The 13,506-nt window shown below is 56.9% G+C and carries 14 protein-coding genes; 8 read left to right on the forward strand and 6 right to left on the reverse strand.

What is annotated here, in order from left to right; translation table 11 throughout:
- From ABJO75_RS17050 to ABJO75_RS17075, 6 genes are read left to right on the forward strand one after another with little or no spacing between them, the layout of a single operon-like run.
- Window positions 1-918 carry a branched-chain amino acid ABC transporter permease gene (locus ABJO75_RS17050; protein ID WP_348132014.1) on the forward strand — a complete coding sequence of 306 codons (918 nt, stop codon included), beginning with the start codon at window positions 1-3 and terminating at the stop codon, window positions 916-918.
- Window positions 915-1,904 (forward strand): branched-chain amino acid ABC transporter permease, encoded by a 990-nt coding sequence (locus ABJO75_RS17055; protein WP_348132017.1) that lies wholly within the window; start codon window positions 915-917, stop codon window positions 1,902-1,904. Before ABJO75_RS17050 ends, ABJO75_RS17055 begins: the two co-directional genes overlap by 4 nt.
- Entirely contained in the window at window positions 1,901-2,656 is a 756-nt protein-coding gene (locus ABJO75_RS17060; RefSeq protein ID WP_348132019.1) for an ABC transporter ATP-binding protein, read from the forward strand. The genes ABJO75_RS17055 and ABJO75_RS17060 overlap by 4 nt, the downstream gene beginning before the upstream one ends.
- A complete protein-coding gene (locus ABJO75_RS17065) occupies window positions 2,656-3,342 on the forward strand; it encodes an ABC transporter ATP-binding protein (protein WP_348132021.1) in 687 nt (228 codons plus the stop codon). The genes ABJO75_RS17060 and ABJO75_RS17065 overlap by 1 nt, the downstream gene beginning before the upstream one ends.
- A 21-nt stretch (window positions 3,343-3,363) precedes the next feature.
- Window positions 3,364-3,810 carry a cupin domain-containing protein gene (locus ABJO75_RS17070; protein ID WP_348132023.1) on the forward strand — a complete coding sequence of 149 codons (447 nt, stop codon included), beginning with the start codon at window positions 3,364-3,366 and terminating at the stop codon, window positions 3,808-3,810.
- Between the two features lie 3 nt (window positions 3,811-3,813).
- Window positions 3,814-5,061 (forward strand): flavin-dependent oxidoreductase, encoded by a 1,248-nt coding sequence (locus tag ABJO75_RS17075; RefSeq protein ID WP_348132024.1) that lies wholly within the window; start codon window positions 3,814-3,816, stop codon window positions 5,059-5,061.
- A gap of 334 nt (window positions 5,062-5,395) precedes the next feature.
- Here ABJO75_RS17075 and ABJO75_RS17080 read toward each other — a convergent pair whose 3' ends face one another.
- Both ABJO75_RS17080 and ABJO75_RS17085 read right to left on the reverse strand, forming a co-directional pair.
- Window positions 5,396-5,896 (reverse strand): helix-turn-helix transcriptional regulator, encoded by a 501-nt coding sequence (locus tag ABJO75_RS17080; protein ID WP_348132026.1) that lies wholly within the window; start codon window positions 5,894-5,896, stop codon window positions 5,396-5,398.
- Window positions 5,897-5,901: 5 nt separating this feature from the next.
- Window positions 5,902-6,402, reverse strand: coding sequence for a hypothetical protein (locus ABJO75_RS17085; RefSeq protein ID WP_348132029.1), 501 nt, complete (start codon window positions 6,400-6,402; stop codon window positions 5,902-5,904).
- Window positions 6,403-6,812: 410 nt separating this feature from the next.
- Between ABJO75_RS17085 and ABJO75_RS17090 the strand changes: the two genes are divergently transcribed.
- Together ABJO75_RS17090 and ABJO75_RS17095 are read left to right on the forward strand one after the other, a co-directional pair.
- On the forward strand, window positions 6,813-8,420 hold the full coding sequence (locus ABJO75_RS17090; RefSeq protein WP_348132032.1) for a DUF1254 domain-containing protein: 1,608 nt from the start codon (window positions 6,813-6,815) through the stop codon (window positions 8,418-8,420).
- A 423-nt stretch (window positions 8,421-8,843) separates the two neighbouring features.
- Entirely contained in the window at window positions 8,844-9,689 is an 846-nt protein-coding gene (locus tag ABJO75_RS17095) for a transporter (protein WP_348132035.1), read from the forward strand.
- A gap of 78 nt (window positions 9,690-9,767) precedes the next feature.
- On the opposite strand, the gene ABJO75_RS17100 is transcribed toward ABJO75_RS17095, so the two are convergent.
- The 4 genes from ABJO75_RS17100 to ABJO75_RS17115 form a co-directional block, all read right to left on the reverse strand.
- Window positions 9,768-10,643: a mechanosensitive ion channel family protein gene (locus ABJO75_RS17100; protein ID WP_348132038.1), complete on the reverse strand. Its 876-nt coding sequence runs from the start codon at window positions 10,641-10,643 to the stop codon at window positions 9,768-9,770.
- A gap of 33 nt (window positions 10,644-10,676) precedes the next feature.
- Window positions 10,677-11,501 (reverse strand): mechanosensitive ion channel domain-containing protein, encoded by an 825-nt coding sequence (locus tag ABJO75_RS17105; RefSeq protein WP_348132041.1) that lies wholly within the window; start codon window positions 11,499-11,501, stop codon window positions 10,677-10,679.
- 8 nt (window positions 11,502-11,509) lie between these two features.
- A complete protein-coding gene (locus ABJO75_RS17110; protein ID WP_348132044.1) occupies window positions 11,510-12,637 on the reverse strand; it encodes a hypothetical protein in 1,128 nt (375 codons plus the stop codon).
- A gap of 574 nt (window positions 12,638-13,211) precedes the next feature.
- Complete coding sequence (locus tag ABJO75_RS17115; protein ID WP_348132047.1) at window positions 13,212-13,502, reverse strand: CsbD family protein; 291 nt, start codon at window positions 13,500-13,502, stop codon at window positions 13,212-13,214.
- Between the last annotated feature and the right edge of the window lie 4 nt (window positions 13,503-13,506).

The following is a 13,506-nucleotide window of genomic DNA, read 5'->3' on the forward strand; positions in this document are numbered from 1 at the left end:
ATGATGAACCTTTTTGTGCTGCAACTGTTGAATGGCTTGCAGCTGGGTGTTCTGCTTTTTCTGATCGCAGCGGGATTGACGCTGGTGTTCGGGATCATGGACGTGATCAATCTGGCCCATGGCGTTCTTTACATGGTCGGGGCCTATCTGATCGCGACGTTCGCTGCGGCGACCGGCAGTTTTTGGTGGGGGCTTCTGTTGATGCTCCCGGCTGCCGTCGTTGTCGGGCTTGTCGTGGAATTTGTGGTGATGCGACGATTATACGCCAGATCCCACCTGGATCAGGTTCTGGCCACGTTCGGGCTGGTGATGATCGCCAATGAGGCGGTCAAGATGATCTGGGGAACCTCGCCTCTGTCGGTGCCGATGCCCGACATTCTGTCCGGATCGGTGCCGCTTATGGGGCCGTTGAAATACCCCGTCTACCGTATCGCGATTATCGTGGCGGGTCTGGCTGTGGCGGTGGGTCTGTTCATCATGGTCAACTATACACGCGTCGGCATGTTGCTGCGGGCGGGGGCGACGAACCGCTCCACAGTCTCGGCGTTGGGGGTCGATATCAACCGTCTGTTTGCCATCGTCTTTACGCTGGGCGCGGTGCTGGCCTGTCTTGCTGGAGCTTTGGTGGCGCCGATCCTGTCGGTTGATACCGGCATGGGGGAAAGCGTGCTGATCCTGACGTTCGTTGTCGTGGTCATCGGCGGCATCGGGTCGATCAAGGGGGCGTTTCTGGGGGCCATTCTGGTTGCCGTTGTCGATACGCTTGGCGGTGTCTTTGGGCCCATCCTGCTGCGCGAGGTGCTTGACCCCGCTGCCGCAGGTCAGATGGGGCGCGTGCTGGCGCCGATGTTGGTCTATATCCTGATGGCGGTGATCCTCTTTGCCAAACCCGCCGGACTGTTCGGGAGGCCCGCATGACCGACACGACGGCCACTGTTACATCTGCGCGTCGCCCCTTGGCCGGGCGGCTTAAGGCTGCATTGGTCCTGTTTGCGGTGTTTGCGCTGATGCCGCCGCTGGCATCTGCGCTGAATGATCCGTTCTATGTGCTGATCGGCACCCGCATCCTTGCCTATGCCATCGCTGCCATGGCGTTGGATCTGATCCTTGGGTACGGCGCGATGGTCAGTTTCGGCCATGCCGCCTATCTGGGGTTCGGGGCCTATGCGGTTGCGATCCTGTCACGTCACGGGGTCAACGACCTGATGCTGCAAATTCTGTTTGCCTCGGGGATTTCGGCGGTCTTTGCCTTTGTCACGGGCGCGATTTCCCTGCGCACCAAGGGCGTCTATTTCATCATGATAACCTTGGCCTTTGGTCAGATGGCGTTCTTTTTCTTCATCTCGCTTTCCGCTTACGGCGGCGATGACGGAGTGGCCCTCGCTCAGCGGTCGACTGTATTGGGTATGGATCTGCTGAAATCGGATTTCGGCCAGTATTACGTCACGCTTGCCTTGCTGATTGGGCTGTTCTTACTGTGCCACCGCATTGTCGGGTCGCGTTTTGGGCGAGTGTTGACCGGTATTCGGGAAAATCCCACGCGGATGGAGGCCATCGGCTTTTCACCCTTCCGCTATCAGCTGACGGCTTTCATCATCTCGGGCTGCATCACATCGGTCGCTGGGGTGGTCCTTGCCAATCAGGCGCAATTCGTGTCGCCCGCCTTCATGTCATGGCACCGCTCGGGTGAATTGATCGTGATGGTCGTATTGGGCGGCGTCGGAACACTGGCCGGCCCAATCGCGGGGGCGGTCGCCGCCCTTATGCTCGAGGAATGGCTGGGGGCCCTGTCAAAACACTGGAAGCTGTTCTTCGGGATATTCCTGGTGCTGATGGTGCTGTTTTCGCCCCGCGGCATCACGGGCCTTCTCGAAAAACTCGGCATCGCGAGGAAACAGGAATGACGTCCTTGACGGTTCGCAACCTGACCAAATCTTTTGGGGCGTTGAAGGTCACCGATGATGTGTCGCTTGATTTCGCGCCGGGTGAGATTCATGCCATCATCGGCCCCAATGGGGCGGGCAAGACCACTCTGATTTCGCAACTGTCCGGGCAACTCCGATCGGACAGCGGAACGGTGGCGATCGCAGGGCGCGACGTGACTCGACTGTCGATGCCCGATCGGGTGAAACTGGGTCTGGCGCGGTCGTTTCAGATCACATCGGTGCTGCCCGGCTTTACGGCGCTGGAAAACGTGGCGCTGGCCGTTCAGGCGCGCCAAGGGTCGTCGTTTCGGTTCTTTAAGACCGTCGCGGATGAGGCTGCGCTGAATGACGCCGCACTTGTGGCACTGCGTGAGGCGGGGTTGGAGCATCGCTCTGACATTCCCGCCAAATCGCTGAGCCATGGCGAACACCGGCGGTTGGAGCTGGCCATTGCGCTCGCGACCGAACCCAAGATTCTGTTGCTGGATGAACCGTTGGCCGGGGTAGGGGGCGAAGATGCCGACACTTTTGTCGCGAACCTGCAAAAGCTGAAGGGCCGGTTCACCATCGTTCTGATTGAACACGACATGGACGCGGTTTTTGCCCTCGCCGACAGGGTATCTGTCCTAGTCTACGGCCAGATCATCGCGACTGGAACGCCCGAGGCGGTCCGCTCGGATCCCGAGGTGCGAACCGCCTATCTCGGCGACGAAGTCGGAGAGGTTGCCTGATGTTGGAGGTCAACGGACTCGAAGCGGGCTATGGAGAGAGCCAGATCCTGTTTGGTGTCGACCTGAGTGTGAAGGAAGGCGAGGTTGTGACGCTGCTCGGTCGAAACGGCATGGGCAAGACCACGACGATCAAGTCGATCTTTGGCCTTGTCAAACCCCGCGCCGGACGCATCAGGATTGGCGGCAAGGATATGACCGGGGCCGAACCGCACCGTGTTGCGGTGGCCGGTCTGGGGTATGTCCCGGAGGGACGCCAGATTTTCCCTACGCTGAATGTCGAGGAAAACCTGCGTGCCACGGCACGGCCGGGCAAATGGACCATCAAGCGGATCTATGATTTGTTTCCGCGCCTTAAGGAACGTCGCCGCAATATGGGTAACCAGTTGTCGGGTGGGGAACAGCAGATGCTCGCCATCGGGCGCGCACTAATGATCAATCCGCAGCTTGTGGTGCTGGACGAGGCCACCGAAGGGCTGGCGCCGCTGATCCGTGCTGATATCTGGGCCTGTCTCAAACGGCTCAAGGACGAAGGCGAGGCGATCCTTGTCATCGACAAGAACGTCGATGCCCTGACAAAAATTGCCGATCACCACGTGGTCATCGAAAAGGGCCGCGTTGTCTGGTCGGGCACAACCGATGAAATCCTTGCCACCCCCGAGGTCAAGGACCGTTTCCTGCATGTCTGAAGCCCAAGGAGTATACCGATCATGATACCCGGCGTTACCAAATCCAATACCGGCATCGACGAAATCAGCTGGAACATTCTGGGCCAGACCTATGTGCCCAAGCAAAAGTCCGAGGCGTCGATGGCCTGGCATGCAACGCTGCCCAAGGGAACCTTTGTTCCGCCGCATATCCACCCGACGCAGGACGAGTTCATTTATGTGCTCGAAGGGCGGTTCGATGTGCTGTTGAACGGCGTAGAAACCTATGCGGAGCCAAGCGATCTGATCCGCCTGCCCAAGGGCATTCCGCATGGTATCTTCAACAAGACCGACCAGACCATCAAATGCCTGTTCTGGGTGGCTCCGACGCGCAAGCTCTATGATCTCTTCTGGGCGTTGCACAATCTCGGACCCGAGCCGAACCCGGCTGATGTGGTCGCGATTTCGGCCAAGCACGAGGTCGATTTCCTGCCGCCCGAGGAAGAATAAACCATGACTGTCATCATAGCAGGCGCGGGTATCGGCGGTCTGACGACGGCCCTGATGTTACACGCGCGGGGCATTCCGGTTCAGCTTTATGAGGCAGCCCGCGAAGTGCGCGAGGTTGGCGTTGGAATCAACGTGTTGCCCCATGCCATCCGGGAATTGGCAAACCTCGGGTTGCTCGATGCACTCGACAAGGTCGGTGTCCGAACCCGAAAGCTGTCTTATCTGACAAAACAAGGACAGGAAGTCTGGTCCGAGTTGCGCGGCCTGCACGCAGGTCACGAAGTACCACAGTACTCGATCCATCGCGGACGGTTGCAAAAGGTGATCCATGACGCGGTGATCGATCGGCTTGGCCCGGATGCGATCCGCACGGGTCGACGCCTTGCCGGATTTATTCAGGACGATGCCGGGGTAACGGCGCATTTCACCGACAGCGTTCAAGGCGACGCGGCCGTGTCGCATCGAGCAGAGGTGCTGATCTGCGCCGATGGAATCCATTCGGCCGGGCGTCGCCATTTCTATCCGAACGAAGGCGCGCCTTCTTGGCAGGGCGTCGTGATGTGGCGGGGCGCCGCCGAATGGCCGGTCTGGGAAGACGGCGAGAGCATGGCCATCGGTGGCGGGCTCGGCGGCAAGTTCGTTCTCTACCCGATCGCGCCAGCGGTGAAAGGCAAGCAGTTGATGAACTGGGTGGTGAATGTGCGGATCAAGGATCCGGCAATTTCGACACCCCCGCCCGACAACTGGTCGCGTCAGGCCCCATTGGCAGAGGTGTTGCCCCACGCGCTGCGGTTCCACGTGCCCGGGATGGATATCGGCGGGCTGGTCAAGAAATCGCAATCCATTTTCGAGTACCCGATGGCGGACCGCGATCCCCTGACACGATGGACCTTTGGTCGCGTGACACTGTTGGGGGATGCGGCGCATCCGATGTATCCTGTCGGTTCCAACGGAGCATCACAGGCGATCCTTGATGCGCGAAGTCTGGCGGATGCGCTCCAGACGGCTGAACACCCCCGCGCTGCGCTTTGGCAATATGAAAAGGACCGATTGCCCAAGACCGCCGAAGTCGTGCGCACCAACCGTGTCGGGGGCCCGGAACGTGTCATCGACGAAGTGGAAAAACGTGCCCCTGCCGGGTTCAAGTCGGTCGATACCGTGCTCAGTTATGAGGACCGCAAAGCGATCGTCGGCGGATATGCCAACATGGCCGGGTTTTCCCGTGTCACGGCACCTCGAAGTGCGAGTTGAGCATCAGACCATCTGAGCGCAAACAGCCAACTTCTGAAGTCTGCCAACCATCACTGGCGTATTGGTGCCCGGGTTACGTTATCCTGCGTGAAGCAGGTTGAGAGATCCGCCTAGATGGGCAACTTTTTTCAGCAGGTTATGGGAATTGTCAGAATGTTGATCGCAATCGCATCTGCCGGTCACGGTTTGCGACGCGTAACCACTTGTCGCAACCTCAACTGCAGGATTGCCGTTTCCCTGATCCATAGTGTCCCACGCGTTCCGGGCGTGCCTGCGACAAAACCCAAAACCGACAGGGCTATTTGATCCGAGCGTCTTAAGTTTAACGCTGCCTTCAAACGATGTCCGCAGCCATTCGCCGATAGGTCTTTGGGGCCATCCCAGCGATGCGGCGGAAGGCCCGGGAAAAATGCTGTGGATTCTCGTATCCGGACGCCATTGCGACATCGACGATCTTGGTGTCACAAACCGCCAGCATGTCACGCGCAATCTCGATTCTGGTTTCCTCCAGCACTTGCGAATAGCTGAGGCCGCTGCGTGCAAGGCGCCGTTGGAAGGTACGGCCACTCATGCCGGATATCTCGGCCGCGAGGGCGAGCGTGGGGGCTTGCCCGCCCACATAGGGACGCAAGACAGAGCGCAGCGTCGAGACGAAGTCCCATTCATTGGCGATTTCTTCCAGCGGCGGTTGCGTGCCTTCGGCGTCAGTAAGGAGGAGGTTGGACTTGGCAAGCACTTCTGACGTGACAAGGAGCGAACTGTAGGGTTGACCCGACAGGATCCGGGTGCGGCCGAAGGTGTCCAGAGCCGCATCACATTGCGGGGAAGGGCACACGAACGTCATTTCCTCCGGATGCCATGCCGGGCTGCACCGGCCCCGACGAGAAATGCGATCCCACCGAGATTCAACCACTCTGCAAAACCGAAGAACGGCGTGCCGCGAAAATCCGGCATATCGCAGATGATCCGAATACTGGGTCCTTCGGTCCGGGCCCGGATCACCAGCGCGCTGTCTTCCCGGTGGGCGAGGTGCGAGATCACCCCGATCCGGGCGTATGTCGTTGGTGCAGACAGTACCGCCATCTCCATCACTGGGTCGACTGTGGCCAGTGACATTTTTCGGGCTGCAAGATAGCCGAGTTCCGGCAGGCTCACATTGCGATTGCTTTTTGCAACCCAATCGAGGGTCAGGGGAAGGCTGACATAGGCTTCTGGCCGTTCTTCGATCCATCCGGGCAGCCGCGACGCAGCGAGATCCCGATCAACCGGTTCGCCGAGTTCACGGAGCGCATCGATATAGAGAAGAAGGTGAGCAGCACGTACGATTGGGATCGGGGACATGGCGGCATCCGAAACAAAGACAACGACCAGCACGCATAATACTCGGCGGTGGCGCGAAGTGGTCGGAAAGGAACCTCCAAGTATGGCAGCATTTAGCATCAACTCGGCCAAGGTTACTACAGGGGACCTGCTTGGAACTGACATTTGGGCCAGACCGACACAGGATTCGGTCGATCGTCAGAGCGTTGGCATTGACCGAAGCACTTTCCATCGTGCGAACCTTTGGCCGCTGGACGGTCCAGTCACCACGAAAACACCGCCGAGACGGAAATCTGTCCGAAAGTGAATGATGTGGCGCGAAATGGGCAGAACGAGAGCACCGAAGACGCTAAGCCCGTATCAAATGGCGACGGTTTCCTTTGGCCGGCGCGGCGCTGAGGAGCGCCTAACAAGAATGGGGAGTTAAAAACATGATCCGAACATCCATTACCAGCGCCCTTGCGATTTGCGCGTTGGCACCAGCTTGGGCTGACGTCAGCCAAGAGGCGATCAAGGCCCTTGGTGCGCCTGACAGCATCGAGACCTCCATCGGCACGCTCGACTTCAAGGACGGCGCGCCGAGTGCGGACACCGCACAAAAGGTTTTTGACGCACTCGACTTCACCCGCGCGCTGAACGTCTACAACAACAGCTTCCGTGGGGCCTCGGCGCTCGGCATCCAGAAAGGGCTTGAGAGCATCGGCGTCGGCCCCAACGAAGTCGGCATCACGTCCAAATTAATGGACTCGACCTCGCTGTTTCTCACCGGGAACGCCGATACGGTCTATTACATGTCGGTCCTCGATCTCTCCAAGGGGCCGATCGTGATTGAACAGCCGTCTGATGCGGTTGGTACGATCAACGACATGTGGTTTTCGTGGATTGTCGACATCGGCGGCCCGGGACCGGACCGTGGGCTGGGCGGCAAATATCTGATCGTTGGCCCGGATTATGATGGCCCGCTGCCCGAAGGTGGCTATTTCATCGCGCATTCCGAGACCAACCGCGCCCTCTATGCGTCGCGTGCCTATCTGGTCGACAACGATCCCGTGCCGGCCGTTAAGAACGTAAAAGACAACATGAAGATCTACCCCTATGTGGCGGGCGCATTCGGGACATCGATTGCCGAAGCCCTGAAAGGGGAGGTAAACTTGGCCGGCGAGCCGAAGGTTCCAGAGATGAAGTTCGTCGAAGTCAGCGACGTGTCCTTCAGCACGATCCCGCCCAGCGACTACGGCTTTTTCGAGGTGATCAACGAAAACGTCCAGAACGAACCTGCCACCAGCTATGACGTGGAGCTTGCCGGGCAGCTTGCGGCCATTGGTATTGTGAAGGGCAAAAAATTCGCGCCGGACGAGCGGATGAAGAGGATTCTCACCGACGCAGCTTCGGTTGGTCAGGCGGCTGGACGGGTGCTGAATTGGCGTCCGTTCGATGTGCATCCCGGTTGGGCGTATTACGAGAATTCCTACTGGGGCAACATGCTTTGGGAAGGCGGAGCCTTTTTCGAAACACCGCCCCCTGCGTACAAGGATGGCGGGTTTACACCGTTGGCTCCGACAGGTGCCCGCACATTGGATTCGCGCACGGCCTTTTATTATGGCTATACGCTCGACAGCCCCGGCATGATCATGAACATCCCCCGCGTCGGGTCGCAGTATCTGATGGGGTTCCTTGATGAAAACGGCGACGCGTTCGACGGTGCCAAGACCTACAAGGTGGTCTTGCCAAAGGATATCCCAGCCGAGAAATTCTGGTCGTTCACACTCTATGACAACCAGACCCGATCAATGTTGCAAACGCCGCAGAAATACCCGCGTGCCGGATCGCAGAGTTATCCTTCGCCGGCCGCTAGTGCAGCCGAGGACGGTACCACCACAATCTGGTTTGCGTCCGAACAGCCCGAAGGCGTCGAACGTGGCAACTGGATCCAGACCGATCCCGACAAAGGCTGGTTCAGCCTCTTGCGTCTTTACAGCCCGCTCCCGTCCTTCTTTGACAAGTCCTGGCGGCTGGGCGAAATCACGGTGGTGAACTGACACTGAAACGCCACAGCCAGCTGGCATAGCTGGCTGTGGCTTTTCGCTTCTGTGCGGCGTTGCAGCTGTAACGGAACGAACGAGACCACCGCAGACGGTCCAGTTAATGTAAGCTATAGATATGACTATACAGGAAGAGCCAATCGCAGTTTCAGACCGTTGGCAGCCAGACCAAGGGAATGACGCAAAATGCGGATGGTTCTTAAGACATCTATTTTGCACCCAATGTCCCCAAGGGTGGGGAAGGCAACTGGATGCAAACCGTTTGCAAAAAGAGTTGGTTCACCATCCTGCGCATGTATGGTCCGCTGGAACCCTGAATCAACAAGACCTGGTGTCCGGGTGAAATCGAAATCGTGAAATAGCCTGGCCCAGCGGCAAGGCCGCAAATCAAACAACAGCATCTGTGCGGAGACCCGACCAATGACACCCTTTACCCACCTTGCCACCGCAGGCATTCTCGCATTGACCGTGGTTGTTCCAAACCACGGACATGCTCAAGTAACGTCAGGCGCTACCGAAGCAGGCGAGCAAGCTGACAACAGCGCGGATCTGGCAAAAAAGCTCTCTAATCCCATCGCCAATCTCATCAGCGTACCGCTGCAGTATAACTACAACGATGGATATGGTGCCGACGGTCAGGGGCAACAAAGCTATGTTAATATCCAGCCGGTGATCCCGATTTCGATCGGTCCAAGCTGGAACCTGATTTCGCGGACCATCATTCCAGTTGTCGATCAGGATGGCTTGGTTCCGGGTGCGGGCTCGCAATCTGGGGTTGGCAATGTCCTCCAAAGCTTTTTCTTTTCACCCAAAGAGCCAACGAAGGGTGGGTATATCTGGGGTGTCGGCCCGGTGATCCAGTTTCCGACCGCATCTGACGACATCGCGCCCGACCAATGGGGCGCGGGTTTGACCGGTGTTGTGCTGAAACAAAAGGGGCCATGGACGGTTGGCGGGCTTGCCAATCATGTCTGGTCGGTCAGCGGGGAAGACGAATATGGCAAACAATCCGCAACCTTCCTGCAGCCCTTCCTGTCTTATACGACTCCCAAGGCCACGTCGTTCACGCTGAACACCGAAAGCACATACAACTGGGAAACCGAGGAATGGTCGGTGCCGATCAATTTTGTTGTCTCTCAAGTCGTCAAAATCGGCAAACAACCCGTTCAGTTTGGTCTTGGCGCACGCTATTGGGCCGATTCACCCGAGGGCGGGCCAGACGGCTGGGGCGCCCGTTTCCAGGTGACATTCCTGTTCCCAAAATAGGGCGGGTTGTCATGCGCGCTACGCCCCGTCTGACACGCTTAAGGCTTGGACGGCGCTATTCTCACCATACTGGTCGCCCTAGTCACCTGCAGATGCCGTGCCACTTTGCAGGGGCAAAGGCTCTTTGAAAGTCAATGTTCGATACGGGAACGGGATCTCGATACCTGCATCATCCAGTGCACGTTTAACCGCCGATACGATCTGATCTCGGGACTCGCGCACGTCGACCGGTTTTGATCCCGTCCACCATGTTACTTCGAAATTGATTGAGGATTCGCCGAACTCCTGCGCGAAAATCTGTATCGGCTTCTCACCTTGAATTACACTGTCGCAGGCCTCTACGGCGTTGCGGATCACATCCCGCGCCTCATCTACATCTGAATCGTATGCCACACCGCAGATCACAGTCATACGCCGCACTGGTTGGTCTGTGCGAATGATCACAGGGTTCTTGAAGAGAATGGAATTTGGCACAATCACCAACTGTCCGTCTGTCTGGCGAATGTGGCTCTCACGTATGGCGATCTGATCGACTTTGCCTTCGATGCCTTCGCATTCGATGAAGTCACCGATACGCATCTCGCGTCGAAACAGGATGATAATCCCGGCGAGAAAGTTCTCGAACACGTCTTTGAAAGCGAAGCCGATGGCCACTGAGCCCAGTCCAAGGCCCGCCAGAATACTTGCTGGGGTCAGACCGGGAAAGACGATCACCGCGGCGATCATGAGGCCAATCACCCAAATGAAAATCGACACCAGTAAGGTGAACAGTTCCTTGAGGCTTTGCCTGAGCTTGGTGCCCGACAAGACGCGACGCGCTGAATATATCGCCAGCTTGTTCAAGCCCATTGTGAGGAGCAGGATGACAAAGGCAACGACGATATGCGGAAGCATTTCGATAGATGCGCGTGCGATTTCTCGCAGCTGATCGAGCAGAATATTCACGGGTTCCAACAGATTTCTCCTTTGGGCCTTGGCGCAGGGTGATCAGGGGAGTTGATTGGACGAAAGAAGCTCTTGCGGTATTGACGCAGTAACCACCCCGGCGTCGAACAGCGCAGCGTTCCCGCGCTCTGTCAGGTCGGTTATGAACGCGAACTGGTTGCGGGGTTCGAACGGATAGGCCTTGAGCTTGTAGACCATACAGAGCGGCTCATTTTTCCCGATGACGATGACAGGCCGATCAAGATCCAGATAAGGGCTGGTTTGGGCAACGGATTTCAGCAGCGGTGCAATCTTGTCCATCGGCTGATCGCGCATGACGTAAAACGTGGCGACACACATCAATGTGCCGAAACCATCGTTGGCGTTTGAAATGTTCTCGGTCCAAATGCGATCGTGGGCGATGGTGACAACATTGTCATCCGGTGTCCGCAGTTGAACGGCACGCGTTCCGACAGTGATCACTTCGCCGTAATCGTCGCCGATCTTGATCCAGTCGCCCTGTCGATATGGCTTTTCAAAAAGAGCAAAAAAGCCGGCGATCATGCTGCGCGCCAGATCCTTGATTGCAAAACCGATTGCGACGCTCATCGCGCCCGCAATGAAGATGAAATTCTGGAGCGTGACGTTAAAGATCAGAGGTACAATCCAAAGGATCAATAAGAGCAACGCCAGAACGCGCAAGATCGGCACGGTGTTCAGAGTTGGATTGCGCAATTTTGCCGGCAGCAGATCCGCAAGCCAAGGCAGAACCCTTTGCGCTATTTGTACGAAGGCCCAAACCAGAACAATGCCGAGAGCGATCTCAGCGACAACCCATCCATTGATGGTGTTGAAGAGGTTCGAAATTCGTTCTGTGCGATCTTCCATCGGATCAGTCATAGCCTATCTAGATTAAATCCGGCGGTGCCAAGTTCGCTGCGGATATCGGGGTAACTGTGGATGGCACACTGGGCGTGTCCGTCGCGGACTGTGACAAAACCGATGCGGTCAAGCTCTGTCCAGGTTCCATTGGGCACTCGGTCGGGAATAAGTTGGTTCAATTCTTCGATCGGGCGTGGGCCGTGAATCATCAGGGCGTGCAGCGCAAACCGGAGTGCATCAGCCCCGGCCGATGGAAGTGAACACGTCGCTGGTAGATCGACCCAGATGCGGTCGGCTGGCGACTCCTCATCTTTCTTTTTCGTCTCTGCAATGCTGCGAAAGAACATCTCGACCGCAATCCAAGGATGACCAAGGCTGCGCCCCGCGAGTTTCTCAAGATATGAGTCTTTCAGTTCGTTGTCGTCATCGCGTGCCAAAATGGACTCGCCACTCGAAACTGACGTGAATCTGTTGCGATCGCCATTTTGCGAAGCGGCTCTTTCCAAAATGGCAGCCAGAGCATCACCATCAAAAGCAGGTAGCGTATCCGCTTCGCCAAATAGCAAGGGCGCGTCATCGAACTGTTTCAAGTATCGCCACGCCCAGCTGTTGCAACCAACGAGGACTTTTCCCTCAAAACGTGAGATAGCGGCAAACAGGTCAAAGAGCGGCGCCAGTTGGTCAGTATCGCGGCTGAAAAACGCTTCCAGGTGTGGAACGACGACACACGGCGCATCAGGGAAGTCATCAAGAGTGTTCTCAGCATGCAGGACGGGCAAACCATGCTGTTCTGCCCAGTCAGAAAGCAGGTCATTGGCCAGAGGAGGGTGGACAAACGCGCGCCGCTGGTTGCGGTTGCTGGTTTCAGTCACCCATTCTCCATATCTACGCTCAAGCATGTCGCCGAGGATCTGATCCAGTATTGAAAGGACTTCTTTCTTAAGCGGCGCATCGGAGATCAGGGTGAGGTCCTGCGTGTCTATCGCATCCTGAGACACGTCAGCCGAAAGGCCGGCTCTGATCTTTTGATAGAGATGTCCAAGCGTCTGCCGCGTCTCGCTGCGCGGCCATTTGTAAGACCCCAATCTGATGAGTTCACACGGCACCGCGTCGGTATCACGACTATCGCCAGATTTAGTCATGTTACGAGGATCATTTTCATAACTTTCCTGACGGTACCTTTGTAGAAAAGCGCGGCACTCATACAGCTTTCCACCCATTGGACAGACGTGGGCGTGCCTGTCTGTAGTTGGCTTGCTCGCGTCACTTGCTCAGAACAAGTATTAGTTACTGTTCTGAGCTTAGCCAAGGTCATCAACGGTAATCCGTTCGGACGGGCCGAGTTAGAGGTGCCAAGTCACTTTCACCACCTCAACGGACCAGTCAGCGTAGGGAGCGCAGGGGTAAGTTTCCCTAGTTGTCGCCTTATGGGTCCTTGTAACAACGGTATTTTAGCCAACGAAATTTTCGACCTACCCTGCCTGGGCAAGCCAAACACCATCCCAAAGCCCTCCGACAGAAAGAGTCTCCAAACTGGATTGGCAGGATGGAACACTGCAGTTATCGCAACCCCAGAACGCTTAGAACGAGCAGCACGACAACGATCACACCAATAATGTAAAAAACTCTATTCATTAGACTCTCCTGTTTTGGGCTATGCGTGGGTTGAGACAAGCATTCTTGAGGTGAGATCGCCCCGCAGGGCGATCCCATATTTCAGGAGTGCTCGGTCAGGAAGTCGTCAACTTCCCTTTGGGCTTCTTCTTTGGATTTGCCGTATTTCGCCTGAAGCTTACCTTCCAGCGCTTCGCGATTGCCATCCATCTCGGCCAGTTCGTCGTCCGTCAGATCGCCCCATTTGGCTTTGATGCTGCCGGACATTTCCTTCCACTTTCCTTCAACTTGGTCCCAGTTCATAGCTTTCCCTTTCAAGGTTATGACAACATCCGGCCACACGCCGACGTTGTCGATCAGTCGCTTCTTGGTAACCGCTCTGGCAGATCGCATTGAT

Source organism: Sedimentitalea sp., from assembly GCF_039973035.1.
Taxonomy (GTDB): domain Bacteria; phylum Pseudomonadota; class Alphaproteobacteria; order Rhodobacterales; family Rhodobacteraceae; genus Sedimentitalea.

What these genes read in the sequence shown, in the direction of transcription:
- ABJO75_RS17060 (WP_348132019.1), top strand. Translation starts at nt 1,901, where the DNA reads ATGACGTCCTTGACGGTTCGCAACCTGACCAAATCTTTTGGGGCGTTG.
- ABJO75_RS17075 (WP_348132024.1), top strand. Translation starts at nt 3,814, where the DNA reads ATGACTGTCATCATAGCAGGCGCGGGTATCGGCGGTCTGACGACGGCC.
- ABJO75_RS17070 (WP_348132023.1), top strand. Translation starts at nt 3,364, where the DNA reads ATGATACCCGGCGTTACCAAATCCAATACCGGCATCGACGAAATCAGC.
- ABJO75_RS17090 (WP_348132032.1), top strand. Translation starts at nt 6,813, where the DNA reads ATGATCCGAACATCCATTACCAGCGCCCTTGCGATTTGCGCGTTGGCA.
- ABJO75_RS17110 (WP_348132044.1), bottom strand. Translation starts at nt 12,637, where the DNA reads ATGACTAAATCTGGCGATAGTCGTGATACCGACGCGGTGCCGTGTGAA.
- ABJO75_RS17055 (WP_348132017.1), top strand. Translation starts at nt 915, where the DNA reads ATGACCGACACGACGGCCACTGTTACATCTGCGCGTCGCCCCTTGGCC.
- ABJO75_RS17065 (WP_348132021.1), top strand. Translation starts at nt 2,656, where the DNA reads ATGTTGGAGGTCAACGGACTCGAAGCGGGCTATGGAGAGAGCCAGATC.
- ABJO75_RS17105 (WP_348132041.1), bottom strand. Translation starts at nt 11,501, where the DNA reads ATGGAAGATCGCACAGAACGAATTTCGAACCTCTTCAACACCATCAAT.
- ABJO75_RS17085 (WP_348132029.1), bottom strand. Translation starts at nt 6,402, where the DNA reads ATGTCCCCGATCCCAATCGTACGTGCTGCTCACCTTCTTCTCTATATC.
- ABJO75_RS17095 (WP_348132035.1), top strand. Translation starts at nt 8,844, where the DNA reads ATGACACCCTTTACCCACCTTGCCACCGCAGGCATTCTCGCATTGACC.
- ABJO75_RS17115 (WP_348132047.1), bottom strand. Translation starts at nt 13,502, where the DNA reads ATGCGATCTGCCAGAGCGGTTACCAAGAAGCGACTGATCGACAACGTC.
- ABJO75_RS17050 (WP_348132014.1), top strand. Translation starts at nt 1, where the DNA reads ATGATGAACCTTTTTGTGCTGCAACTGTTGAATGGCTTGCAGCTGGGT.